The following is a 25,632-nucleotide window of genomic DNA, read 5'->3' as shown; positions in this document are numbered from 1 at the left end:
ATTAACCCCAAATCTTCATAATTGTAATAGGAGTACCAACTCCCATGGCAAGGGCTGTCGATATTAAAATACCAATTACAGCTCCAGTTAGGCCACTAGTCGCATCCCCACTCATCAAGTCCCTCATGGCATTTGTAATCATTATTCCCGGAAGGAGTGCCATCATGGATGAAACAATGATTATACCAGATTCAATTCCAGGAAGATAATGGGCAAAAATTATGGTTAGGAGGGAAACAATGACCCCGTAGAGGTAATTTACCACAAAATAACCAATTCCATTTTGTTCCATAAAGTTTGCTGCATAGTAAGAAAGGAGTCCCACTATAAAGGAAACTGCCATCTCATCCTGACCACCACTTAGAAGTAGGGAAAAAGCTCCAGCTGCTATGCCCCCGCCTAGGATTTTTTCAAAAAGTGGTTTTCCTGTAGAAGCCTTAATCTTCTTAAGCTCCACTAAGGCCTCTTCCAGGCTTAATTTGCCCGCACAAAAATCTCTTGAAAATTGGTTGACCTTGTCAACGTAAAATAATTTATTGGCCCTGTTTTTTACCCTCCTAACATTGGTATGGACCTCGTTGTCATAGGTAAAAGATAGGATAATTACGTTAAAAGTTGAGTAAACATCAACATCCTTGGCGTTTGTCTTAGACCTTATTATTCTTTCTACTGTATCTTCAACCCTATATATCTCCGCCCCGCTTGCAAGCATGATCGCGCCAGCATCTGAGGCGACTTCTGATAATAGGACTGCTGCTTTTTCATTCTTAATTGTATCGTGCATGGTTTTTCCTATAAATAATTATTCTTGTACTTCTTGATATTTTCTTCAGACAAAAACTCATAGGCATCGTTAATTTCTTGGAATTTCTCCTTGGCACCAGGCTCTTTATTCAAATCTGGATGGTATTTTTTAGCAAGCTTCCTATAAGCAAGTTTTACATCATAGATGTCTGTATTTAGTGGCACTCCAAGCTTACTTGTTGCATTTTCATACCTTTCCTTAAAGCCAAGGTCATTAACCCCAGAAAATCCACCGCCATAATTTTGGTAGCCGCCATAATTACCACCAGAAAAACCACCAAAGTCACCCTGGTTAAAATCCCTAGTGTCATAGTAGGTGAAATTACCAAAGAGGTCTTCAAAGTAGTCGTACATTTGCTCTTGGCGGCGACGAGCCTCTTCTTCTGCCTGTCTTTGTCTTTCTCTTTCTTGGTCAATCTTGTATTTTTCAGAATAATCTGAAATATTTTCAAAGCCGACCCTCTCCCCTGTTATCAAATAATTTGCCCTGTCATACATCCATTCAGTAAGGACATAATTTCCATACCTTAGAATCGAAATAAATTTAGGTCCAAGGACTGGAATTACAAGGATAATAAAAATCGCATACCAAACCTTGGCAGGCAAAAATAATAAAAGAGTTGGAAGGAAAATGAAAGTCGAACAGCCCACCATAAAGACAAGGGCTAAAAGAGATCTTATTCCTTCGAAGGTCATCACTAGTATATTCATAAAGTTAATTAGAACTGCAAAAATAGTTCCGATTAGGGTTGCAAGTCCATGAAGGAACTTGCCAAATAGTTTTTTCATAAAATGTCCTTTCTTTCCCATTATATTATACATCTTTAGATAAGATTACCAAGAAAAAACAGACCACGGGGTCTGTTCTTTTTAGCCGAATAAATCTGTGTTATTTGAATTGTATAGGTTGTAGTAGACTCCCTTTTTGGCTAGGAGGTCTTTGTGGTTGCCTCTTTCTACTATGCCGTCGTAGGTTAGGACTATGATTTCATCGGCGTTGATGATGGTTGATAGCCTGTGGGCGATTGTTAGGGTTGTCCTACCCTTTGATAGTTTTTCTAATGAGGCTTGGACTATAGCCTCGCTCTTATTGTCTAGGGCACTGGTTGCCTCATCTAGAATTAGGATTGGTGGGTTTTTGAGGAAGACTCTGGCTATTGATATTCTTTGCTTTTGCCCTCCGGATAATTTCACTCCACGCTCGCCTATATAGGTGTCAAGGCCATTTGGCAAATCTTTTATAAATTCATCTGCACCTGCAAGCCTTGCTGCTTCCTTGATTTCTGCTTCTGTGGCATCTTCCTTGCCGTAGGCGATATTTTCCCTAACTGTGCCTGAAAATAGGTAAACATCTTGCTGGACGATTCCAATATTGTTTCTCAAAGAATCAATTGAAAGGTCCTTGATATTTGTATTATCAATCCTAATTTCCCCTTCATTTACATCGTAAAATCTTGGGATTAGCTTTGAAATTGTGGTCTTTCCTGCTCCTGACGGACCGACTAGGGCAATATTTTCCCCAACATCAATTTTAAAGGACATGTCTTCTAGGACATAAGGTTCATTTTCTGCTGAGTTTGGATATTTAAAAGATACCCCGTCAAATTCGATCTTACCCTTAACGTCTGCTAGGGTTTCTGGGTTTTCTGCGTCAAAAATATCCCTATCAAGGCTCATGATTTCGATAAAGCGTTCTATACCGGTTGTCCCTCTTTCATAGGTGTCGGTGAAGTTTATAAGCCTTTCAATGGTTGCAACTAACATATTTAGATACATGGTAAAGGCGATTAGGTCACCTGGGGTGATTTCTTTATTTATTACAAGTAGACCACCGATTACAATTAAAACCAAATACATGAGGCCTGAAAAAGTGTCCTTGACCATAAAATATTTGGCCATGTTGTAATATTGGTCGGCCTTGATGTCAGCAAACTTGTCGTTTTCCTTGGCAAATTTGGATTTTTCAATATTTTCATTGGCAAAAGATTTTACAACGCTGATGCCAAGTAGGGTATCTTCCACGCCTGCATTTATTTCCCCTATTTGTTTCTTAGAATTTTTTGTAGCTCGCCTAAATTTGGCCCTAGACTTCCTTGAAACAACGTACATTAGTGGGATTAGGATATAGATTACTAGGGCTAATTTCCAATCTATTGTCAATAAGACTATAAAGGAAATTATTAGCTTGATGGCCCCAACTAGGAATTCCTCAGGAACGTGGTGGGCAAATTCTGTAATTTCAAACAAATCAGAGGTAAGCCTGGTCATTAGCTGGCCGATTTTTGCTTCATTAAAAAATTCTGTATCCATTTCCATGAGGTGGTTGAAGACGTCTTTTCTCATGTCTCTTTCGATCGATGCCCCCATGATGTGGCCCATAGACTGCATGAAATACCTAGCTATGACTGAAACCGCCTTTGTTATGGCATAAATTATAGCAACTTTCACTATCCTTGGCGCATCAAGGACGCCTATTTGTGCCCAGTCTGTAAGGTAGGATAATAAAAGTGGCAAGATTAGCTCAGATACTGTTGTAAAGGCTGCTGCCAACAAATCTATGGTTAAAACCTTCCTGTAAGGTCCATAATAAGGTATGAACTTTTTTAGGAGGTATTTGTTTGTGTATTTTCTTTGATTTTTTTCCATAATACTCCCTTCTTTTTTATCTCAATAGGTCTATAATACTATATTTTATAAATAATTCACCTTTCCTTGCCTTTCAATTTTTACATATTTATTATTGTGAAGTATGTTATAATTAAAGATATAAATCTTTGTCTAAAGGAGGACTTATGGCAAGAATAATAGAAAAAACAAATTTGAATGATACAACCATCAAGTTTGTTGTGAAGGCCCCAGAGATTGCAAAAAAAGCTCTGCCTGGCCAATTTATAATCCTAAGGCTCGATGAAAGGGGCGAAAGAGTGCCTTTTACCATTTCAGGAGTCGACGGAGAAAATGTTACAATAATCGTCCAAGTCGTTGGCGGCACAACTATGAGAATGAACGGCCTTAAGGCTGGGGATGGATTTTTAGACTTCGTAGGTCCCCTTGGCAAACCTACTGAATTAGACGATTTGAAGGGGAAAAATATCTGCGTAATCGGCGGCGGTCTTGGAACTGCAATTGCCTATCCACAGGCCAAATATCTCCACGAAATCGGAGCCAATGTTGATGTCATCATGGGTTTTAAAAATAAGGACATAATCATTCTTGAAGATGAACTTGAAAATTGTTCGGATAATCTTTACATAACAACCGATGACGGATCTTACGGCAGACAGGGTTTTGTAACCCAAGTTTTAGAAAACCTTTTAAATGAAGGAAAAATCTACGACCACGTCCTTACTATTGGCCCTGCTATCATGATGAAAAATGTGGTTAACATTACCAAAGTCCATGATATACCAACAACTGTGTCTATGAACTCAATTATGGTTGACGGCACAGGTATGTGCGGGTGTTGCAGACTTACTGTTGGCGGAGAAATGAAATTTGCCTGCGTTGACGGACCTGATTTCGATGGATTTTTGGTAGATTTTGATGAGGCCATGAATAGGTCAAGAAACTACGCCACAGAGGAAAGAGAACACATTTGCAACCTAACTGGGGAGGTAAGAAATGGCAAAATTTAATATGTCAAATGAAAAAGTAAAGATGCCTGAACAGGACCCAAATATTAGAAATAAAAATTTTGACGAAGTTGCCACAGGCTATACCGCAGAAATGGCCCTAGAAGAAGCCACTAGGTGTGTCCACTGCAAGAACCAGCCTTGTGTTTCTGGCTGTCCTGTTTCCGTAAAAATTCCTGAATTTATCCAATTTATAGTTGACGGCGACCTTGATAGCGCCTACGAAAAAATCGCTGAAACCAACAACCTTCCAGCCATTTGCGGAAGAGTTTGCCCACAAGAAAACCAATGCGAAGGCGTTTGTACAAGAGGAATCAAGGGCGAACCTGTTGGAATAGGCAGGCTCGAGAGATTTGTCGCAGATTATCACAACAACAAAAAATATAAAAAACCAGTTGAAGTTTACGCTAACAAGGAAAAAGTCGCTGTGGTTGGTGCAGGCCCATCTGGCCTAACTGCTGCTGCAGATCTTGCAAAACTAGGCTATAAGGTAACACTTTTTGATGCCTTCCACACAGCAGGCGGGGTTTTGATGTATGGAATTCCTGAATTTAGGCTTCCAAAAAAACTTGTAAATACAGAGCTTAAAAACGTAATCGGACTTGGAGTAAAACTTAAAACCAACACAATAGTTGGCAGGACCCTTTCAATTGAGGACCTCTATGATCAGGGCTATGAGGCAATTTACATTGCATCTGGTGCTGGACTTCCAAAGTTTTTGGGCATTCCAGGTGAAAACCTAAATGGAGTTTATTCTGCAAATGAATTTTTAACCCGTATGAACCTTATGAAAGCCTATAAGTTTCCAAAATACGACACACCAGTCCATGTGGGCAAGAAAGTCTGCGTAGTTGGTGGCGGAAACGTGGCCATGGACGCTGCAAGATCTGCAAAAAGACTTGGGGCTGATGTGACAGTTGTATATCGTAGGAGTTTTGAGGAAATGCCAGCAAGGGCAGAAGAAAGCCACCACGCCATAGAAGAAGGCATTAATTTTATGAACCTCCACAACCCAGTAGAAATTATTGGCGAAAATGGTTGGGTTAAGGCTGTAAAGGTTGAGAAAATGGAACTCGGCGAACCTGATGCTTCAGGCAGAAGAAGACCAGTTGCAACAGGAAAATTCGAAGAAGTTGAATTTGAATCAGTAATTGTTTCAATCGGCCAATCACCAAACCCACTAATCAAGCACACCAATCCAGATATAAAAACCGAATCTTGGGGCGGAATTATAATTGACGATACCACCATGACCAGCAAGGACGGAGTCTTTGCAGGAGGTGACGCTGTTTCAGGCGCAGCCACAGTAATCCTAGCCATGGGAGCCGGCAAAAAGGCCGCAGCAAACATTGATAAATATATAAGAAATAAAAATGATTAATTATATAGGGCTAGCTCTTTTTGCTTATATCTTAGACTTTAGGGTATAAATTAAATAAATAAAAAAGAAAGGATTTATCAATGAAAATAGGATTATTAGTAGGATCACTTAGAAAAAATTCATGGAATAAAAAGCTTGCCAAGGAAGTTGCAGAACTTCTAGATGTTGAAACATATATGATAGATTTAAGCGAAACACCTTTTTATAACCAAGACCTAGACATGGGCGAAATTCACCCTGCCTACATTAAACTTAGAGAAGATGTCAAAAAATGTGACGCCTTTATCTTTATAACACCAGAATACAACAGGTCCCTAGCCCCAGTCTTAAAAAATGCAATTGACATTGCATCTCGTGGGCCAGAAGGAAACCTATGGGCTGGAAAGCCAGCTACAGTTTTTAGCTCTACAATCGGTACAATGGGTGGGGTATCAAGTAACCTTGCCCTAAAGCAATCCTTTACTTGTGTAGACCTCATAGCAATGAGCAAGCCAGAAGTATACCTAGCTAAGATTAACGAATTATTTGATAAGGATGGAAAACTTATCGAAGAAACAAGACCATTTGTAAAAAGTGCCTGCGATGCCTTCGTAGACTTTGCTAAAAAATTTGTAGACTAAAAAAAGGTGATGCAGAATAGGTAAATCTATTCTGCTCATCACTTTTTTTCTTGTGTATTTGTATCAAGCCATTAATTTTTATAGAGTTTTTTAAGATAAGAATAAATTTTCCACATTTTTATTAAAATTAGGGTCACTTAATAAAGCTATCTATCATGAATATTTTTTTCCTAAGCAGCTTTGTATTTTATAATTTCTAAGTTCTTATTTTCTATTTTTGATGCCAGTTTATTTAAGTTTAATGCAATAGAAAGTAGGCATATTTCGCTTATTATATTTTCTTTTCCTCTATGGTGGAATCTGTTGTAGTTTAGTCCTGATTTTATTTTGGAAAAAGCTCCCTCAGCTTGAATAGACCTGTTTAGTCTTTCTTCTATTCCCTGGTCGGATATTATGTTTTCTAATGATTCTTTCCTATATTTTTGAAATGTTTCTGCTATGTAGATCCCTTTAGTTTTTTGACCATCTTTATTCCAGTCAAAACACCTGTATACTTTTGTAGTTGTTACATATCCCCTTTTTCTTTTACTGTATCTATCATTGGATCTTATGAATTCTTTGCCTTCTTTTGATATGTATTTGTCTTGGGTTTCATCATAGACTAGGCTTTTTCTAAATTCTTGTTCTTTTTTATATTTTCGTGTTTTGGATTGATCGTAGTTTGAAGGTTTTATGTAGGATGTTAGATTATGTTCTGCTAGGTATACATAGTTTTCTTCGCTTTCGTATCCTGCGTCTGCTACTATTTTATCTAGTTTGTTTGGATAACTTTTTAGTAGTTTTGTTAAGAATGGTTTTAGGGTGTAGATGTCATTTGGATGGTGGGATACATTTTCTCCTATGATAAAGCCTGATGCACTTGCAAGGTCCTCCACGAGCCGGACGGGCTAGTTAATTATATGCTGGTTTTAGTTGACCGTTTCTCATATGGTCTTCTTTCATTCTCATGAAGGTTGCGTCATGGTCTGTTTTTGAGTAGGAGTTTCTGTAATCTCCCATTATTTCTAGGTGTTCTTGATAAGTTTCTAACTTGTTTTTCCAATCTTTTAGTTGTTCATATTCTCGTTGAAGTTGGTGTTTTCTTTTTCCTTGACCATGTACGAAGTTTATTTTCTTTTCTCTACATTCTTTACTTACTTGATTAAATACTATTTTTACTACTTCTAATACTTGGGATGGTGTTAGGTCTTTATTTAAATTGAAGTGCTTTATTATTCTAATTCTTAGTTTTTCTTGCCATTTTTCTGTGCTTCCTCTCCATACAAAACTATATCTGTTGGCATAAGCTTCTATTTTTGTTCCATCTATGTATATACTTGATAGGTCTATTTGCTTTTCTTTTATTAGTATTTCTACTAGTTGACTTAGTAGGTTAGGTGTTAGATTTACTATTTTTTGTCTAAATCTATTGATTGTGCTATGGTCTGGTGGATTTTGACCATCAAGAAGATATTTTATTCTTAGATCATATTTGCATGATTTTTCTATTTCTCTTGATGAGAATATTCCTTCAGAGTAGCAGAATATTATTATTTGAAGCATTGTTACTGGATTTACACTAGGTTTTCTCCCAAATGATGAGTAGACTTTTCTTAATTCTGTTAGGTCTATCCTTTCAATTATATTTTTTACAAGCCTTAGTTTTATGTCATCTTGGATGTATACTTCTGTGTTAAAGTTTAATTTTAATTGAATTGTATCATCAACTAGTGTAAAATTAGTTAATGATATTGTATTTTTACTTGTTTTCATAAATACATTGTATCAGAAAAAGACGAGGATGTTTAGTTTCCTCGTCTTTTTTCTATACTGGGACTTTTGCAACAGCCCCTTCTTTTTAAACTTTACTCTAATACAGAGACTTTTCAATTTTACTTTCTAATTGAAAATTTAACGAAATTAGTATTTAATGATATCTATCTATAAAAACTGATAAAATCCTTGCAATCTTGATTGATATAGTTTATAATTAGCTGGAGCGATTAATAATGATTATCATAATCGCAAATTATTATTCAAGGAGATTTTATGAAAAAAAGACAAAAAATAGCCATCTGCCTGGCCCTATCAGGTGTGATTTTGGCAAATACAAATATAGAAAGACAGATAGGTCAAAATAATTTTAACCTAGTAGCCTTTGCTGATAGCCCTAGTTTGATAAAGGGATCTAGGGGTGGATTTGCGACAAATACAATTATTTTAGACCACGAATTTATAAATAATATAAAAAGTGTAGAGGTTAAAGGATCAGCCTGGAGCGAAGACCCTAGCAATAGTAGACCAAAAAACAGGGGAGTTTATTACCTATCCAAAGGAGAAAATGGCGATGAATTTTCTATAGTTTTCACTAAACTGGATGAAGGTGACAAGGTTGTCATAAAATCAGATAAAAAGATCTTATCTTTTACAATAAAAAATCCTTATGCATGGGACGATAATCTTATAGATAAAAATTCTATCAAAGAAGAAAACATAGGCGCAGAAAAAGAAGATCCACAAAATAATGAAGAGCCAGATCCTGGAAAAACTGATGAAATAGCCTTTAGCTATAAAGAAACCTTTGGAAAAAATATCTTGGGTTTAGCAGATGGGAGAAAGGTCGATAAAAATAAACTTGAAAAAATAATTATTAATGGCAAGACTCAAACAGAAACCTCATCTCCTTCATCCGTTTTTGGCAATAATACCTATGCTTTTTCAATGGATGGTGATCTCTGCATAGTTGGGCTAAATAACAATGATTCGCTTTCCATTACCTACGATGGAATAGAATACAATTACTTATACAAGGATAAAAAACTTGTTGATAACAAGAATAAAAAGGATGTGACCTACCAAATAAGACTAGTAGGAAAGTTTGACAATCTTTTAGTGGGTCAGACAAAGTTAGACGGTTTTTCTGGCGGTAGCGTCTCAGTTTCAAACAATCCTAATGCTGTATCCGTAGAGTACACAGACAAAGAAAAGCCTAGCGAGGATGATTGGAAAAAACTAGAAGACAGGGGCAATGAATTTAACGAAGTCAAAGCTGTTGTTGTAGATGAAAATACAGGCATAGAGGCAAACTTCGCCCATGGTTCTATAATCCTTGGCGGAAGCCCAACAAAGACAGGTACTTTCAAAATAAAAATAAGTGCAACTGATATTCGTGGAAAGAAAGTGGAATCAAATGAAGCTGAAGTAGAAGTCCATAACCTAGGAGAGCAAAGCCTAGAAGAGCTTTTATCAAAAGCTAAATTCATCCAAACTCAAGATAAAAAATATATGTGGGAAATGAGTCCATGGAAAATCACAAAATTCAATGACTCAAACAATATTGTAAATGTGCGAAAAGACCTCAAGGCATGGTTTGGATCTCACCAATCTGGCACCTATGGAGAGTTAGGTTTTGAGACCATTGATGAGCCAACCCAAACCCTAGTTGTAGGCCAAGGAGCCAACCTCACCTTCAAAAACATGAAAATCCTTGGATCTGTAAAAATAATTGTAAAAGACGGCGGAATCCTAAACTTAGATGACTCTGTAGTCTTTGGCAAGATCGAAGTTTCTAATAGTGGAAAATTAAATGTAAATTACAACCCACACGATGACAAAATTACAACTGGCGCATCAATTTGGGGCCAAGTTGTCCTAAAAGACGGGGCTATTCTTGGAAATTCTTCTATTTACTCAAATACAAACTCCGCTGCCCAAGGCAAGATTGTAAACACAAATGACAAGCCAATCATAAAGGTAGAAGGTAGAGCTAGGATAGAAGGCGAAGTTTCCGTAAGAGGCGACGAGCAAGCAACATATGGTAAATCTGGTCAGCCAGCCCTAGAAGTGGGCCCAAATGGAAACCTAGAAATAACAGAAAACTCATCCCTAAACCTATTTGGCGGCGGTGTATACGCTCTCACATCTGTTGGTGGAGACGGTCTAAAGCTTGATGGCGGAAATGTGACCGGCAAGGGCAAACTCGTAGCTATAGGCGGATCTGGCTCAGGCAAAAAAGGTGGATCTGGCGTATCAGGCCATGGTTCTATATCTGTAAGCACCGCTTATATTAGGGGCGGCAATAGCTCAAAAAATCCTGCCAAAGCAGTAGAATCCGACAAGATAAAATTTGAAGGCACAAAGGGTATTGCAATTGACGGCAAAAAAACTACAAATTCTGACCTAATTATCCCAGAAGACTACTGGAGTGGAACCCAAAAAATTTCTGATAATACTTTAAAAACTATAAGCGATGCTCTAACAGAAAACAAAGATAAACCTATAAACCAAAAGTCTAATACTGAAAACTCCAAAACTGAAAATGGTGGAGGCAAAAAAGAAGAAAATAAGAATCCAAATTCTGGTAAAGACAAAGATAAAGGCCCGATAAAACCAGACAGGACTGGAGAGAAAAACCACTATTCAAATTACCAAGTAGATTATTTGCCAGATTACTTTTTAAATGAAAGTAAAAGCAAAAATTTTGACAGAGAAAAATATAACAAACTAAAAGAAGCCTATGAAAGATCTGTTATAACATCAAAGGCAGCTGTTTGGTTATTAGAAAATTGTCCTGAGAAAACAAAAAACATCAGAACAGACCTCTTAAAATTAATCGAACAGTCAGAAAAATTAAGACAAAAAGCTGAAATATTGCTCATAAAAATGAATCCTGATTTTAAAAGTCTTATGTAAAGTTCAGGCTAACTCAAACAACAAATAAAATTTCCCAAGCTTGAGAATAGCTTGGGTTTTTTGTTAAAAAGATTTTGCTTAAATTTTGAAAATGGTATTACATTTATGAAACGTTAATTATCTTATCGGAAAAAATTTGTTATTGCTCAAAAAAGGGACTGTTTCAGAATGAATAAATCGATCCAATATCATCAGGGGGTCTCAATAAGCCGACAGGCTATTTTCTCGTGAAGTTTCGCACCTATGAGCCGGCGGGATTAAAGTGGACTGCCGGCTCTAAGAGGCAAAATTTGAGATATAACCCTATGATGATGGGACGATAATTATTCACAATTTGCAACAGCTCCCTTTTCTTTATCCTCTTCTTATCTTATCAAGCCACTCCTTATTTTCTGGGTCATTAGAAAATCTTTCCTTCCTATCAAGGCTGGCAAGAGCGTTCATGTCCTCTTGGCTAAGGTCAAAGTCAAAAATCGAGATATTTTCCTTAATCCTTCCCTCATTTGAAGATTTAACAAGGACCATAGTTCCCCTATCAATATTCCATTTTAGGGCAATTTGGGCAGGGCTCTTGCCATACTTATCCCCTATTTCCTTAAGGATTTTTTCATCAAGCAAGTTAGATTTTCCCTGAGAAAGTGGACCCCAGGCCTGGTGGAGAATTCCATTTTCCTTTAAAAATTCAACAGTTTTATAGTCTTGTAGGTAAAGATGGCTTTCAAGTTGGTCAAGGACTGGTTTTTCTCCTAGATTTATTAGTTCTGTCATCTGATCAATGGAGAAATTACAAACTCCGATGGCTTTTACAAGACCCTGGTCCCTGTAGTCCCTAAAAACTTCCCAAGCTTTATCAAAATCTTTGCCATACCAATGCAAAAGCGCAAAATCTATGTAACCTAGGTCAAGATCTTCCAAAGATTCATCTAGACTCCTCTTACAATCATCTGTATCAAAAGATGATGGCCACACCTTAGTTGCAACTTGATATTCTTCCCTTTTTAGGCCAGTTTCTTTCAAATATTTTCCTAAAATCTTTTCATTTTCGTAATATTTCGCAGTATCAAAATACCTATAACCTTCTTCTACTGCCTTACCAATGGCAAGTTCCATATCGGCTTCTTCAGTAATTTTAAAGGTGCCAAAGCCAATAGCTGGCACTTTACTTCCATTATTTAACCTAAAATATTTCATAATCTCTCCTTTTTTCTTACTATTTATATACCCATATGATATAATAAATAATATGAAAACAGCATTAATAACTGGCTCTTCTAGGGGAATTGGGGCGGCTATCGCTAGAAGACTTGCCAAATCTTATAAAATCGTAATAAATTATAATAATTCGGAAGAGCCTGCCCTTGCTCTTTTAGAAGAATTAAGGCAAATTAATCCCTATGTAATCGCAGTTAAGGCCGATATGACAAAGGAAGATGAGGTAGACTATCTTTTTAAAACTGCCGAAGAAAATTTTGGCCATGTTGATATTTTAATAAACAACGCAGGCAAATCCTATGTCGGTCTTATCCAGGATATGGACTTTGAAAAATGGCAGGAAATGGTAAATACCAATCTTAACTCAGTTTTTCTTGCGACAAAAAGGGCCCTTGGGCCAATGATAAGCGAGAAAAACGGGGTCATTATAAATATTTCTTCTATTTGGGGAAAGGAAGGCGCAGCCCTTGAAGCTTGCTATTCAGCTACTAAGGGTGGTGTTAACACCTTTACCAAGGCCCTTTCAAAGGAACTTGCTCCGTCAAATATCAGGGTAAATGCCGTAGCCCCTGGAGTTGTCCTTACAGATATGATGAAAAACGACTATAGCGAGAGAGAGCTCGATTTGATTAAGGAAGATATTGGTTTGGGCCGTTTTGCAAATCCAAAAGAAATCGCAGACCTTGTTACCTTTTTAATCTCAGACGAGGCTTCCTATATCACAGGTTCAATTGTCGATATAAATGGTGGATTTTATTAACAAAAAAGCTAGGATGAGGATTTTCCCTCTATCCTAGCTTTTTTTACATTTCTTGGAATTCTTTAAAATTGTACCAATAAATTAGGGACTTCCCTACTTTCTTGCCCAAGGCTTCCTCAATTGCTTCCTTGTAGATACTAAGCTGGGTCTTATAGGCTTCTTCTCTTTTTACCATGTCAGTCTTAAAGTCAATTAATATTACCGAATCTTTATCCTCAAAAATCAGGTCGATCTGGCCATTTACATAGTATCCGTCATAGGCCATGAGGAAGGATTCCTCTGATCTTTTTGGAACATTCTCGTCAATCAACTTCCTAATCAAATCGCTTTGATAAAAACTCATGAGCTTATCAAAATCAATTATTTCCTTGATTTTCTCATCAAAAATTTTCTTTTCGATTAAGATATTTAGCTCATCTTCAAGGTCTTTTTCTGTGTAGGCCTTCATCGGAAGTTTTTGGAAGACCTTGTGGATTAGGCTTCCCTTTTCGGTTGGGCTGTAGGTTTTTTCCTCTTCCATAAAACTTGGTTTCTTAAAGGAAATATTGCCACTTGTGCCTTCCGCATCAAAAGTTTGGTAGCCTTCACTTTCCTTGTTAAAATCCTTGGCAAGTTCTGTTACAGATTTTTTAAGGCTTTTACCTATATCATCTTGACCTGGATAGGCAAATTCCAAATAATCTTTGATTTTCTCAAAAATATCCTTATCTGCCTTTTCATTTAAAAGATCAAAAAGATTCTCATCTTGGTTTGCTTTTAAATCAGCGACTTCTTCTATAAAATCAAAGGAAATTCTTTTATCAAAGGCGGACTCTTTTTCAATTCCAGTGAAAAATCCGCTTGTAATTCCATCAAAGGAAAGAACAGCTAGTAGCCATTCCATGTGAGAATTTAGGGAAAGATAAGATTCATTTTTGTAGACCTTGTCCATAGCCTTGTCGGTCTTATCGAAATTGCCTGTAATGTATAGCCTTTCTTCTGCACGGGTTAGGGCAACATAGAGTATTCTCATCTCCTCTTTCTTGTCATCTTCCCTTGATTTTTCGATAATTAACTTCCTATTTATACTTGGAATTTTAATCTTTTTATCATAGTCGGCAACATTTATACCAATCCCGATTTTTTCATCAAAAATTATTGAATCTGTCCTATTATTAAAGCCCTTGTCAGCTCCAGCAAGGATTACAATTCTAAATTCAAGGCCCTTGGACTTATGAACTGTCATAATCCTAACCAAGTCCTCACCTTCTGAAAGGTCACGGGTTGGGCTAATTGAGTCAGACCTGGTTGATTCCAAATTATTAAAAAAGCTTACAAAACCATATAGGCCGTTGTCGTTTGCAGCATCATAATCAGCCATTAATTCGATTACCGATTCAATATTATTTATCCTATCTTCTGCCAAATCTCTTGCTAGAAGAAAATCATAGAGGCCAGATTTTTCAAAAAGATAATTTGCAAAGTCGTATAAGTTTAAAATGGCGAGCTTATCCTTCAAATCCTCAATCAAAGCCTTAAAAGATTTGATTTTTTCTCCGACCTCATCGTCATTGTCATAGGCATTGAAAGCCTCATAAAACTTATAGGAATCAGATGCTAGCTTGATTTTCGCCAGGTCATTTTCGTCTATATCAAAGATTACAGATCTTAAAATCGCAAGCAAAACAAGGTCGTCATTTGGATTTGTCAGATATTTTAATAAGTTAATGAAAAATCCAACTTCAGACGCTTGGGTTGAAACCTTGGAAATATCGTTAAAATAAGGAATATCTGCCTTTTTGAAGGCTTCTTCGTACTTGTAGGATTCAGTTCCGTTTCTAAGAAGAATGGCTATATCCCTGTACTCGTAGCCTTCTGCGATTAAGTCCTTGATTAGACTTGTTAGATAGATTTCTTCCTTAACATCTGGGCTAAGTACTTTCATTCCAACTCTAGCAGAATCCAGAAGGTCCTTTTCTTCCTTGCCATAATTTAGCCTGTGGCCGCCATTTTTGTAGTCAATATCGGCCATGTCTTTGGTCATGAGCCTATCAAAAATATAGTTATTAAAATCGAGAATTAACTTATCGGTCCTGAAGTTTTCATTAAGATTTATCCTCATAGAATCTTGATCTTTTTCGTAAGAATCGAGTTTTTCTATAAATAAATCAGGCCTTGCCCTCCTAAAACCGTAAATTGATTGCTTGACATCGCCTACAAAAAATAGGTTTCTGTCAGATTTTAATTTATCTACTATATAATTTTGGATTTCGTTTGAGTCTTGGTATTCGTCAAAGAAAATGTACTTATACTTAGTTTTTAGCTTTTCCCTGGCGGTTTCATTGTCAAGGAGCCTTATAAATTCATGTTCTAAGTCATTGAAATCAAGGTAGTCCTTGGCTCTTTTTTTAGAATCAAAAGTCTCTTTGAAATCTTTTGTAAGTTTATAAATCTCCCTAAAAAGTACCTCTTCTTTGGCATTTATAAAATCAAGGGCCTTGGAATCGGTATTTGTAATCATGGCCTCAAGGTCTTTGACAGCGGCCTTATAGGCATCCCTTGCAGCATTTATTTCATTAACCAGGTCATCATCGCCTATCTCAGTTTTGATCTTTTTGGCAAAGGTCGCATATTTTTTACTTGCAAGAGCCTTTGGAAAATCATCCCAATTATCAATCTGATTTCTGATAGAAGCAAGCATTTCATAATCACTTGCTATCAAATTTACAGCTGATGCTGGAAGGTCTGGGTTTAGCCTAGCTCCTAGATTTTCAATTGTTTTTAAAATCAAATCAAACTTGTTTTTAATAAAATCTTTGAAATAATCGAGGTTTTCTCCCTTGTTTTTGGCTTCTTTTAGCCATCCCATTCCATCAATCATACCCACGATTTTTTGGTAGGTTAAAAGAATAATTTGTTTTGCATTATAATCTGACCTCTCACCAGAAAAGTTTTGCAAGAAAGGGACAAAATCATCGTCCATTTTCTCATATTCCCTGTCAAAAACCTCATCAATAGCATCGGCCATGTAGATTTTCCCTGTAGAATCAGGCATGACCTTGAAATTCGGGCTGAGATTTTCTAGATAATAGAAATTTTCCCTTAGCATATCAGAGCAAAAAGAGTGGAGAGTCTTGATTTGGGCAAGTTTTAGGAGTTTAAATTGCCTTTTTATAAAGGTTGGATCAAAGTCATCCGCCCTTTTTTCGAGAGCTTCTCTTATCTTATCCTTCATGTCTTGGGCACTCTTGTTAGTGAAGGTTACAATTATCATCTTATCGATGTCGATGCCTTCTTCTACCATCATTGAAATCACCCTGTTTACAAGGACCATGGTCTTTCCAGAACCTGCGGCGGCTGATACTATTATATTTTTATCTCTTTCGTAAATCGCGGTCCTCTGCCCGTCGGTTAACTTAAGTTCAGTCATTTTTAGCCTCCAAATTATCCAAGCTTAAACTCCTGTCAAAGTCCCTAAACCTAAAAGTATCTATGGTCTTATCAAACTTGCAAATCCCCTTGTAATCGCAATAGGTACAGGCAGTTTTGTCCTTGCTTTCCCTAAGAGGAGCGAGATTGATTTTCCCAGCCTTGATGTCTTTGACCAAGTCTTTTACCATATTTTTTATATATGTGGTTAGGTTTTTGAAATCTTCTTCGCTTATCTTATAATTGCGTCTACCAACCACAATTGGCGATTTTTTACCATCTGAATCCCTATCCATCAAAGTCAAGGCCTTGCCGTCTCTATCAAGAAGAATCCCATCAAGGGCAAATTTCTTATCAAGACTTGCGGCAAGTTTCGCATCATCTGAAATAGAATCCCCAAAGCTTTCAATTTCGTCTTTTAGGGAAATATAAAAGGCACCGATAGGCTCTAGATTTTTCCTATCGTCATTTACTGCAATCATGTAAATTATAAGCTGGAGATCCTTACCATTTAAAATGGCGGCTAGGTTATAGCCCTTTGACCCAGTCTTGTAGTCAATTACCCTAACCAGATTTCCTGCCATATCTATCCTATCTATCCTGCCCCTTAGGTAATTTTCTTCATCCACATAAACTGGGTCAAAAAATCCGCCCTTGTCAAAGGCTTCTTCAAAGTATTCAAGCTTGAAATCACCCTTGTTAAGCTGGTCTATAATCTGTCTGGTATTCCTCTTGGCAGCCTGGTTTATATTTTTTAGGATATACTTATTTTTTGGATTATCCTTCCTCTCCTTATCGAGGTTTTCGTCAATTCCTTCCCTAAATTTATTGTCCAAAAGTTCGTCAATTTGATCAAAATCAACGTCTTCTAGGTCCATATCCTTAATTAGTTTTGACAAGTCTTCAAAGGACTTATGGACGATATTTCCAATGTCTGGAGCATCTACATCAAATTCTTTTTCCACATCTGGCCTTAAGCCGTAGGCTATAAAGTGCTTGTAAGGACATGCCGAATAGGCCTCGATTTCTGACACCGAATAGGCATGCTTTTTGTAAAGAACTTCCCTTATGCTTGGATCAAGTGGTTTCTTATTATTGTTATAAAATAGACCTTTCTTAATCTTATCGTAAATTTCTTTATTTTCTAAATCTGAAGGATTCTCCCTCAAATATTCCATGAAGGCAATGCCAAGGTCCTTATCCTCCTCAGATAATTTTTCCTTGTTTTTTAGCTTATTTAGGATATTAAGTGTGTATTTTTTTAGACTTTCCTTGGCAAAAAGAGCGTCATCTGCCTTTGTGTCAAGCAAAATATTTTTCTTAAGATTTGGGAAAATCTTTCTAATATCGCGAATTACAAGACTTTCGCTCAAATCCTTGCCCTCTTTGTCGGAAAGTGCGTAAGATAAGATTAATTTATCAGACCTTGAGATAATCTTATAAAGGCTTAAAAGCTCAGCCATATCACGGTCTTTGGCGTATAGCTTAAGGTCAATTTGTGCTTCTTCAAGCTCTTCTGCCTCGTCGGGACTAATTAGGTAGTCCTTGGCCTCTTGGGATGGAAAATATGAATCATCCATGCCCATTAAAATATTTATCCTTTTGTTTGAAACCCTATCGCGGGCGAAATCTGTAACAATGAGGTGGTCTCTAGATGGCGGAATTAAGCCTATTTGCACATCTCTAGCGACCGATTCAATTAGGCTATAAACCCTAGCTAGGGGCATGGTTCTCTCGCCCATTAATATTACAAGCTGGTCTAAAGTTCCTACAAACTCATCCCAAATCTGTTCATTTTCCTTATAGTCATCAAGGGCCCCATTTGCTAGGAGCTTATCCTGAAAATCGTTGATTCCCGCCCTAATTCCAGGATCTGAAATCATTTTATAGATTTTTGTAGCAAGGTCTTTTACTGTCATGTCTTTCTCATCAAGACCATAAATCAAACCTAAAATCCTCGCCCTTGCCTCGTTTACAATCCTGTATTCCTCACGCTTTTTAGCAATTTTTATATCTTTTTTAGGATCATTTGCCAGATTTTTTTGGTAAAAATCTTCGTCCATGGCAAAGTACTTGTCATTTTCAAACATAGATCCCTTGATTTTTCTGTAGGTTAGGAAATTCACTAGTATATCGGCATCTTCTTCTGTTATACCAATTAGTTTTGAATTTAGGATATAAAATAAGTCTTCAGACCTAAAATTATTTACCCTAAGCCTTAAAAGGGCCAAAAAAGTCTTTATGATATGGTTATCTGCCATCTTCCTACGTTTATCAAGAAATATTGGAATTTCATACCTTGTGAAGGTTTTTATCAGCTCATTTTCATATTGGTCTGCGTCTGTCAAATAAATTGCCATGTCCTTAAAGCGGATGTCGGTATTAGTTTTTATAATTTTATTTATCAAAAGTGCCATGTTTGCAACTTCAGACTTAGTTGAAATTGATTCGTAAAGCCTGATATTTTTAGGATTTTCTTCATATACATCTGGCTTATACTTTTCAAAATTATCCCTTAAATGGTCAAGATCATCAGCCCTTGGATCTTCATCTAAACTTACAAGTTCAGTTTCGAAACCCTCCCTAAAAAGATCAAAGGTCCTTGCTGGACTATCAAAAATCTCAGGTCTTACTAGGGGATTATTCATATATTTTGGGTCTATATTTAAGGAAACATTTATATCAAGGCCTTTTTCATAAAGGGCATAAATTAAATCAAGCTTTCTTTCTTCAAAAAAATCAAACTTGTCTATAAAAATCTCATAACCATCAAGAAGGTCAGTTTTTCCAAGGTTTTCTGCCACAAAGGCAAGAATATCTTCCTTGTCTAAGTATTTTCCCTCAATTTCTTTTTGGTAGGTATCGAGGATTAGCTTTATTTCTTCAAATTTTATTTTAGAAATCTCAGAAACATTACTTTCTGACACAGACTTAAAAAATTCATCATCAAAATTATTGTCCTTAAAGGCTGAAATTAGGCCAACAAGTGAGTTTATAAAGTCTATATTTTGGTAGGAATTTTCGAATAAATCAAGATCGTCTTTGAGATCTTGTAGGATATTGGTAAGGAGTAAAACCTTGCCTTCTTTATTCAAAAATTCGAGCTTACCCTGGTTAAAATTGTCCATAAAAAAGCTTGCAAAGGATGAAAAGGAAAGGACCTTGGCATCCATTACAGCCTTGTATTTTACAGATCTTAGGAAGTTTATATCAGTTTCTAGGGTGTACTGCTCGGGTACTATTAGGATTGATTTTTTCCCTGTCTCGAGCCTATCTTCAATTTTTTTGTAAAGATAGAGGCTAGCCTCTCTTGCCTCCTTCGAAATTATTAGTCTAATCATTTACAATCTCCAAACTTGACCCACAACTTGGGTCGTATGTGATTAAAATCTTTGCTTCTATAGCATCTTTGAGTTCGTCAACGTGTGAAATTAGTCCAACAAACCTGTCTTCCTTTGAAAGTTTTTCTATGGTTGTGATGGCATTTGCCAAAAATTCCTTAGAAAGAGTGCCAAAGCCTTCGTCTATAAAGAGAGTATCTATCCTTATTCCCCCGTTTTCCGCTCCGATTTCATCTGAAAGACCAAGGGCAAGGGACAGACTTGCGAGGAAATTTTCCCCGCCAGAAAGGGTTGATGCTGGCCTTTTCTTGCCTGTGTTTGAATCTAGGATTTCTATATCAAGACCCATTTTTGACCTGGCATCTGTCGCCTCTGTCTTTCTTACCATTGAAAATTGGCCGTCTGTCATGGCATTAAACCTCTTGTTGGCAAAATTTAGGACCCTATCAAAATAAACAGAGAGAATAAAGGTCTCAAAATCAAGCCTTTCAATCCCCTTCACAGCCCCTGTGACCCCGTTTGCGAGATCTGAAAGAGCTGATACAATTTGGGCAGTTTTTGAAAGTCCATCGAATATTTCATGAATTTTTCTTATCTTTTCACTATCTTTTTGGCTCTGATCGAGCTTAGTTGCAGCGGCGATTTTTTCTCCATCGAGGATTTCTTTTTCCCTTGCGACTTCTTTGAGATTTTCCTCAAATTCGCTTAAGTCCAATGGCTTTTTATCCTTAAATTCTAGGAAGTTTTCCCTAGTGGTTTTCTCCCTTTCAAGATTCTTGAAGTATTCTTCTATAAAGTCTTTTTGGGCCCTTAATTCACCTTCTCTTGCCAAATAACCTTGGTAAGTTTCTATGTTTTCAAACCTTTGGCCAAGCTTTTCTGCAAATTCTTTTTCAAAATCTTTTTGGTCTTCTTCTGCCTTAGCAACATTTTCTCCAAGGGAAGTTAAGATTGACTTTTCCTTAGAAATGGCTAAAACTAGGTCTTGATGTGCTTTTTCCTTTTCTTTTATAAAACAATCTTGCTTTGATATTTCCCCTTCTAGGGTCTTTTTCTCCTCTAGAAGCTTTTCCCTGTCAAGACCTGCCATTACCTTCTCTCCAGCCAAATATTTTATCTTTAAGTCTTCCAGGTTTTTAAGCTTGTCAGAAATTTCTTGGTAAGATTTTTCCCTTACTTCTTTTTGATTTTTAAGGGCCTTGCCATTTTCTCCCATTTGGCTTAAACTTTGCCTTAAATCTTTTATTTTTATCTTATTTTTATCTGCCAAGTCCTCATAAGTCTTTAATAAGTCCTTATTTTCAGAAATTATCTTTTCAATTTCATTTAATTTATAGGCTGTGCCAAGATCTTTGAGGTTTTTTTCGTAAATTGCCTTGGTTTTTTCAAGGCTTATCTTCAAATCTGCAAGATCTTGTGAGATTTTTTCTAAGTCAAAATCCCCCACAGGTAATTTTTCCCTCTCTCCTGTGTGGGCCTTGCCACAAACAGGACAAAGTCCCTCGGCATTAAGCCTGTCGATTAATTTGTTGATTTCAATATGGTCGTGGTCTTGGTCTGCCTTTTCCTTAAGTTTTTCAGTGCTTTCAAGGTCTTTTGCAATTTTACTAAGCTCTTCCTCATAGGCCTTGTTTTCCACAAGTTTCTTATAGTCCTTGCCAAGATTTTCTATTTTTACATTGAGGGTAGAAATTTTTTCCTTGTAGGCAAAGTCTTCTTCCTTGACATCAGCCAAATCCTTGTTGGCCTTATCATAAGCTTTCCTGAGTTCTTCAAGCTTTTTCTCGTCTTCTTTAATCTTGTCCCCAAGGATTTCCAAATCCTTATCCAAATCTTTTATAGATTCGTAGGATTTTTTCACCTCAAGAAAGTCTTCGAAATCAGCAATTTGCTTTGCCTTTTCAGAAAGTAAAATCTTATCCTGATCAAGTTTATTTTTTAATTCAGGAAGCTTTTCCATTTCTTTTTCAAGGTCAATTAGACTTTGGTTTTTATCTTTCAAAACTTTTTGAGCCTTGCTTTGATTTTCCAAAAAACCTTTTAGATCGGTCTTGGTTTTTTCAAGCCTTTCCTGGTAAATTTTTATGGAAAGGGCGTAGGCTAATAAATCCAAGTCAGCTTTTATCTTGAGATTTTTTTCCTCATCTTTTTCTAATTCCTTGTAGGCACCATCCGCCCTTTGGTATTTTTCAATATTTTCATTTAGGGTCTTTGCCTTTTCAAGATCGCTTATTAAGGATTTTTCCCTTTTTTCTAGATTATCCAAGGATTTTAAAATTTCTTTTAAAAATGAATCCTGGGTTTTTTCTATATCTGAAATTACTTCAAAAATACTTTTAAAATCGTGTTTAGAAATTAAATCAGAAGTGATTTTTTCTGCCAAAATTTCATTATAGGAAACCACATTTTCTAGGTCCTTATCAATTTGGGAAAGTTTTTTCCTATTATCAAGTGCCCTGGTTTTAAGCTCATCCTGGATGGCCCTTTGGGCGTCGGTCTTAAAAATATCAGACAAGAGGGCTGCCTTTTCGTCAGATTTTGAAATCAAAAACTTTTGAAATTGGCCCTGGGCAAGAAGCATGACCTTTGAAAACTGGCTCTTATCAAGGCCTACAATTTCCTTAACCTTATCGTCCACTTCCTTGATTTTATCAGCAAGGAGGATTTTTTCGCCTGTTATATCATAAAACTCAACCCTGTGGCCGATATTTTTTGGATTTTTAAGCTCAACTGCCCTCTGACTTGGGACCCTAACAATTTTATAAATCTTTTCCCCAAGGCCAAATTCTAAGTCCACATAGGTAAAATCGTCCTCTTCAGAAAGGTAGTCGCTCCTTAAGTCTTCCATAGCAATTTCCCTAGGCACTTCCCCATAAAGGGCAAAGGAAATGGCGTCAAAAATAGTGGTCTTGCCTGATCCGGTTGGGCCAGAGATTAAAAATATTTTCTTTTCAAAAAGCCTGGTAAAGTCGATTTCAATTTCGTCCTTGTAGGTTAAAAATCCCCTTAATTTTACCTTCCTAACCTTCATTTATAGCCCCTATCACGTCTTCTAGGACGGTTTTTTCATCAGCTGTCATCTGGCGTTTATCCTTGTAGGCAACAAAGTCCTCAAAAAGTTCCAAAGTTGACTTATTTTCAATGTCGATATTAATCTCTTCGTTATCCATGGCAAAAACAGACCTGGATGCGTAATTTATAAGGACTGCGTTTGGGAATTTCTTCTTAAATTTAGCCATGGCATTTTCGATTGTGGCCTTATCTTCAAGGATAAATTTGATATAGGAATCACTAGCCTGCTCGCTTATCAAATCGTCAAAATATCCTGTCCTTACTTCAAATTCTCTTAAAAGTTTGATTGGAATTTTCTCTATATCTATCGAATCTTTGCCCAAGTCAACTATTGTCACCGTCTTATTTACGTCTTTTTTATCAAAGGAATAAGGCATAAAGGTACCCGAATACCTGATTTTGGGATCAAGAACGTAATGGGCAGAGTGAAGATGGCCCAAAGCGGCGTAATCAAAATCCATGAAAAGACCAGCATCCATAAAATCTGAACCGCCGATAGTCAGAGGCTTTTGGCCCTCATTGTAGGCTTTTTCAAGGCCCTGGCTTATTTCTGATGCATAGCAATGGGTAATTATGACATTTCTGTCTTTATAATCGTAATCTTTTAAAGCTTCCCTATACAAATCTGTAAAATCTGCTATCTCCTCGCCAAGAATTACCCTGGCCTTGGCAAGGGACATAAAAGGCAAGAGGAAAAAGTGGATTGGCCCGTATTCGTCTTCTAAGGTCACGACTTCTTTTGTAAACTCCCCCGCAAGATAATATTTGTTTGTCTTATAAAACCTCTTATTCACATCAAGACGCTTGGCAGAATCGTGGTTGCCGGAAATCGCCAAAACTGGAATTTTTATGTCAAAAACGATTTTTTCTATAAAATAATTATATAAATCAAGGGCCTCAGCCGAAGCAACCGCTGTATCAAAAATATCGCCAGCAATCATTACCGCTTCGATTTTCCTATCATTAATGATGTCTAAAATCTGGTCTAAAACGTATTTTTGATCTTCGAGAAAGGAAAAATTTCCCAAAGATTTTCCAATATGGAGGTCTGATAAGTGAAGGAGTCTCATTATTTGTCCCCATTTCTCACAAAGGTTAGGGTATCAGCTGTCGAATTATATGGGTCATAGACATAACCATTGATATTTAGCTTTTTTACCTCTTCAATATCCTCAATTTTCCTTGCAATAATTTCCTTAAGCATCTGACCCCTCGCCTGCTTCATGTAGGAAACAACTGACTTTAATTTGCCGTCGCGAACTTCTTTAAAATCCACAGTCAAAAACTTGTCGTCATCCTTCAAATAAGGCCTAATGGTCTTGGTATACTCCTTGCTCGCAAGGTTTAAAACTAAATCCCCATCCTCGAAAAGTTTTTTATACAAATCGTCACCCCAAAATTCGTAGAGGTCGTACATGGTGTTGTCAAAATAAAGCCTATAATCCCTAATCCCAGTCATTGGCTTTAAAAGCCCATAAAGAGCTGAAATAATATAGACGTGGTCATTTAAATATGGGATATCATCGAAATCTTTAACTTTAAACTGCTTAAAAACAAGGCCGTCATAGGAAAAAAGTGCCGGATTATTAAGCCTATCAAAGTCAAAGTATTGGTAATCAACATAAGCTTTTTCAGTTAATTTATCATTGGTAAAACTAAGGTTACCAATCTCATTCATGGAAAGCTTCTTAATTTTATCAACCAAAATCCTAGTCTTTTCAGGAAACAAAAGCTCTTCAGTAATAATATTATCAAAATGTTTAAAACTCTTAGCCGGTGAAATAATAATCTTCATAAAAATCCTTTCTATATATGTAATATTATATCATACTAAGGTGTAAAAAATCCCAGCGAAAAGGCTGGGAAATTTTATCTAGTTGCTATTATAACCATTATTAATTGTATCAAAACATTTTTTCCAATATTGTTCTCTTTCAATTATCTTTTCTGGATCATAAGACCTATTAAAAAATTCTATTAAAGTAAAAGTAAAATACTTTTCAAAATATTCTTCCCCTTCTTTATTTTTTAATTCAATTAACTTTTTATTTCCTCCATCCTTACTAGAAAAATAATCGCCCCACCTTTGTCTTACACCTTCTATACCTGTAGCTGAGCCAATATAAAGCTTACCTGTATTTGTATCTGTCAGACAATACACACCACTCACCTTACTTAAGGCTTCATAATAAGTAGGTAAAATTTCACCTTTAAAAATTTTAGATAATTTACCAAATGGCAAGTAAACTCTATCATAACCATCAAATTTATCACCGCTATAAAGGCATGAAAGAATTTCCTTAACACTTATCTTCTCAATATATGAACTTAAATTAAAAGTATATCTTGCAAATGTATGTCCTTTATTACAATTAATAACAAGTCTACCAAAAAATGGCTTGAATATATCTAAAATCTCAACTTTTGCCCAATCATCCTCTGGAACTTCTAGAACCTTACCAGCAGAAATAAATAACCATTCATCTCCACTTATCCTAGAAAAACTAAAAACCCATTGATCTGGATAAAAATTCCTTTGGCTTGTGCCATACCAACCCCAGTAAGAACACTGTTCACATGTACCATTTATTTTATCAATATCATTTTGTTTAAGCCAATAGTCTATAAAATAATCTGCTTTCGACCCATAAGTCATGTTAAATTCTATCTTGCTATTATTTATTTCTTCTTCTGTCAAATTAAAAATATCATTTAGTTTAAGTTCCATAAT

Annotated in this window: 17 protein-coding genes; 5 read left to right on the top strand and 12 right to left on the bottom strand. The window is 36.4% G+C overall.

Annotation, left to right across the window (positions count from 1 at the left end):
* Window position 1: 1 nt before the first annotated feature.
* The 3 genes from K8P03_RS07280 to K8P03_RS07270 form a co-directional block, all read right to left on the bottom strand.
* Window positions 2-784, bottom strand: coding sequence for a threonine/serine exporter family protein (locus K8P03_RS07280; RefSeq protein WP_223419897.1), 783 nt, complete (start codon window positions 782-784; stop codon window positions 2-4).
* Window positions 785-792: 8 nt separating this feature from the next.
* Window positions 793-1,593, bottom strand: coding sequence for a DnaJ domain-containing protein (locus tag K8P03_RS07275; RefSeq protein WP_223419895.1), 801 nt, complete (start codon window positions 1,591-1,593; stop codon window positions 793-795).
* Window positions 1,594-1,674: 81 nt separating this feature from the next.
* The gene (locus K8P03_RS07270) at window positions 1,675-3,450 is read right to left on the bottom strand and encodes an ABC transporter ATP-binding protein (protein WP_223419893.1); all 1,776 of its coding nucleotides are present in this window, start codon (window positions 3,448-3,450) and stop codon (window positions 1,675-1,677) included.
* A 146-nt stretch (window positions 3,451-3,596) separates the two neighbouring features.
* Here K8P03_RS07270 and K8P03_RS07265 point away from each other — a divergent pair, with 146 nt between their 5' ends.
* The 3 genes from K8P03_RS07265 (at window position 3,597) to K8P03_RS07255 (ending at window position 6,437) form a co-directional block, all read left to right on the top strand.
* Window positions 3,597-4,439, top strand: coding sequence for a sulfide/dihydroorotate dehydrogenase-like FAD/NAD-binding protein (locus K8P03_RS07265; protein WP_223419891.1), 843 nt, complete (start codon window positions 3,597-3,599; stop codon window positions 4,437-4,439).
* Entirely contained in the window at window positions 4,426-5,817 is a 1,392-nt protein-coding gene (gltA, locus tag K8P03_RS07260; RefSeq protein WP_223419889.1) for an NADPH-dependent glutamate synthase, read from the top strand. The genes K8P03_RS07265 and gltA overlap by 14 nt, the downstream gene beginning before the upstream one ends.
* 80 nt (window positions 5,818-5,897) lie before the next feature.
* Entirely contained in the window at window positions 5,898-6,437 is a 540-nt protein-coding gene (locus tag K8P03_RS07255) for an NADPH-dependent FMN reductase (protein ID WP_223419887.1), read from the top strand.
* A gap of 170 nt (window positions 6,438-6,607) precedes the next feature.
* Here the strand turns inward: K8P03_RS07255 and K8P03_RS07250 are convergent, their stop codons facing one another.
* Window positions 6,608-7,312 carry a transposase gene (locus tag K8P03_RS07250; protein WP_223419885.1) on the bottom strand — a complete coding sequence of 235 codons (705 nt, stop codon included), beginning with the start codon at window positions 7,310-7,312 and terminating at the stop codon, window positions 6,608-6,610.
* A gap of 16 nt (window positions 7,313-7,328) precedes the next feature.
* Complete coding sequence (locus K8P03_RS07245; protein WP_223419883.1) at window positions 7,329-8,189, bottom strand: transposase; 861 nt, start codon at window positions 8,187-8,189, stop codon at window positions 7,329-7,331.
* A gap of 276 nt (window positions 8,190-8,465) precedes the next feature.
* Here K8P03_RS07245 and K8P03_RS07240 point away from each other — a divergent pair, with 276 nt between their 5' ends.
* A complete protein-coding gene (locus K8P03_RS07240) occupies window positions 8,466-11,108 on the top strand; it encodes a hypothetical protein (RefSeq protein WP_223419881.1) in 2,643 nt (880 codons plus the stop codon).
* Between the two features lie 354 nt (window positions 11,109-11,462).
* On the opposite strand, the gene K8P03_RS07235 is transcribed toward K8P03_RS07240, so the two are convergent.
* A complete protein-coding gene (locus tag K8P03_RS07235; protein WP_223419879.1) occupies window positions 11,463-12,299 on the bottom strand; it encodes an aldo/keto reductase in 837 nt (278 codons plus the stop codon).
* Window positions 12,300-12,351: 52 nt separating this feature from the next.
* On the opposite strand from K8P03_RS07235, the gene ymfI reads away from it, so the two are divergent.
* Window positions 12,352-13,080: an elongation factor P 5-aminopentanone reductase gene (gene ymfI / locus K8P03_RS07230; RefSeq protein WP_223419878.1), complete on the top strand. Its 729-nt coding sequence runs from the start codon at window positions 12,352-12,354 to the stop codon at window positions 13,078-13,080.
* Window positions 13,081-13,123: 43 nt separating this feature from the next.
* Here ymfI and K8P03_RS07225 read toward each other — a convergent pair whose 3' ends face one another.
* From K8P03_RS07225 to K8P03_RS07200, 6 genes are all read right to left on the bottom strand, one after another.
* Entirely contained in the window at window positions 13,124-16,489 is a 3,366-nt protein-coding gene (locus K8P03_RS07225; protein WP_223419876.1) for a UvrD-helicase domain-containing protein, read from the bottom strand.
* Window positions 16,482-19,829, bottom strand: coding sequence for a PD-(D/E)XK nuclease family protein (locus K8P03_RS07220; RefSeq protein WP_223419874.1), 3,348 nt, complete (start codon window positions 19,827-19,829; stop codon window positions 16,482-16,484). Before K8P03_RS07220 ends, K8P03_RS07225 begins: the two co-directional genes overlap by 8 nt.
* Window positions 19,822-22,860 (bottom strand): AAA family ATPase, encoded by a 3,039-nt coding sequence (locus K8P03_RS07215; RefSeq protein WP_223419872.1) that lies wholly within the window; start codon window positions 22,858-22,860, stop codon window positions 19,822-19,824. The genes K8P03_RS07220 and K8P03_RS07215 overlap by 8 nt, the downstream gene beginning before the upstream one ends.
* Window positions 22,850-23,971, bottom strand: a complete 1,122-nt coding sequence (locus K8P03_RS07210) for an exonuclease SbcCD subunit D (protein ID WP_223419870.1) — start codon at window positions 23,969-23,971, stop codon at window positions 22,850-22,852. The genes K8P03_RS07215 and K8P03_RS07210 overlap by 11 nt, the downstream gene beginning before the upstream one ends.
* The gene (locus K8P03_RS07205; protein ID WP_223419867.1) at window positions 23,971-24,696 is read right to left on the bottom strand and encodes a YaaA family protein; all 726 of its coding nucleotides are present in this window, start codon (window positions 24,694-24,696) and stop codon (window positions 23,971-23,973) included. The genes K8P03_RS07210 and K8P03_RS07205 overlap by 1 nt, the downstream gene beginning before the upstream one ends.
* 78 nt (window positions 24,697-24,774) lie before the next feature.
* Window positions 24,775-25,629, bottom strand: coding sequence for a GIY-YIG nuclease family protein (locus K8P03_RS07200; protein ID WP_223419865.1), 855 nt, complete (start codon window positions 25,627-25,629; stop codon window positions 24,775-24,777).
* Window positions 25,630-25,632: the final 3 nt, after the last annotated feature.

Source organism: Anaerococcus murdochii (genome assembly GCF_019957155.1).
Classification (GTDB): Bacteria; Bacillota; Clostridia; order Tissierellales; family Peptoniphilaceae; genus Anaerococcus; species Anaerococcus murdochii.
Note: the sequence above shows the minus strand (reverse complement) of the source record. Positions and strands in the feature narration are given on the sequence as shown.

What these genes read in the sequence shown, in the direction of transcription:
- K8P03_RS07235 (WP_223419879.1), bottom strand. Translation starts at nt 12,299, where the DNA reads ATGAAATATTTTAGGTTAAATAATGGAAGTAAAGTGCCAGCTATTGGC.
- K8P03_RS07215 (WP_223419872.1), bottom strand. Translation starts at nt 22,860, where the DNA reads ATGAAGGTTAGGAAGGTAAAATTAAGGGGATTTTTAACCTACAAGGAC.
- K8P03_RS07270 (WP_223419893.1), bottom strand. Translation starts at nt 3,450, where the DNA reads ATGGAAAAAAATCAAAGAAAATACACAAACAAATACCTCCTAAAAAAG.
- K8P03_RS07205 (WP_223419867.1), bottom strand. Translation starts at nt 24,696, where the DNA reads ATGAAGATTATTATTTCACCGGCTAAGAGTTTTAAACATTTTGATAAT.
- K8P03_RS07225 (WP_223419876.1), bottom strand. Translation starts at nt 16,489, where the DNA reads ATGACTGAACTTAAGTTAACCGACGGGCAGAGGACCGCGATTTACGAA.
- K8P03_RS07245 (WP_223419883.1), bottom strand. Translation starts at nt 8,189, where the DNA reads ATGAAAACAAGTAAAAATACAATATCATTAACTAATTTTACACTAGTT.
- K8P03_RS07280 (WP_223419897.1), bottom strand. Translation starts at nt 784, where the DNA reads ATGCACGATACAATTAAGAATGAAAAAGCAGCAGTCCTATTATCAGAA.
- ymfI (WP_223419878.1), top strand. Translation starts at nt 12,352, where the DNA reads ATGAAAACAGCATTAATAACTGGCTCTTCTAGGGGAATTGGGGCGGCT.
- gltA (WP_223419889.1), top strand. Translation starts at nt 4,426, where the DNA reads ATGGCAAAATTTAATATGTCAAATGAAAAAGTAAAGATGCCTGAACAG.
- K8P03_RS07240 (WP_223419881.1), top strand. Translation starts at nt 8,466, where the DNA reads ATGAAAAAAAGACAAAAAATAGCCATCTGCCTGGCCCTATCAGGTGTG.
- K8P03_RS07255 (WP_223419887.1), top strand. Translation starts at nt 5,898, where the DNA reads ATGAAAATAGGATTATTAGTAGGATCACTTAGAAAAAATTCATGGAAT.
- K8P03_RS07275 (WP_223419895.1), bottom strand. Translation starts at nt 1,593, where the DNA reads ATGAAAAAACTATTTGGCAAGTTCCTTCATGGACTTGCAACCCTAATC.
- K8P03_RS07210 (WP_223419870.1), bottom strand. Translation starts at nt 23,971, where the DNA reads ATGAGACTCCTTCACTTATCAGACCTCCATATTGGAAAATCTTTGGGA.
- K8P03_RS07265 (WP_223419891.1), top strand. Translation starts at nt 3,597, where the DNA reads ATGGCAAGAATAATAGAAAAAACAAATTTGAATGATACAACCATCAAG.
- K8P03_RS07220 (WP_223419874.1), bottom strand. Translation starts at nt 19,829, where the DNA reads ATGATTAGACTAATAATTTCGAAGGAGGCAAGAGAGGCTAGCCTCTAT.
- K8P03_RS07200 (WP_223419865.1), bottom strand. Translation starts at nt 25,629, where the DNA reads ATGGAACTTAAACTAAATGATATTTTTAATTTGACAGAAGAAGAAATA.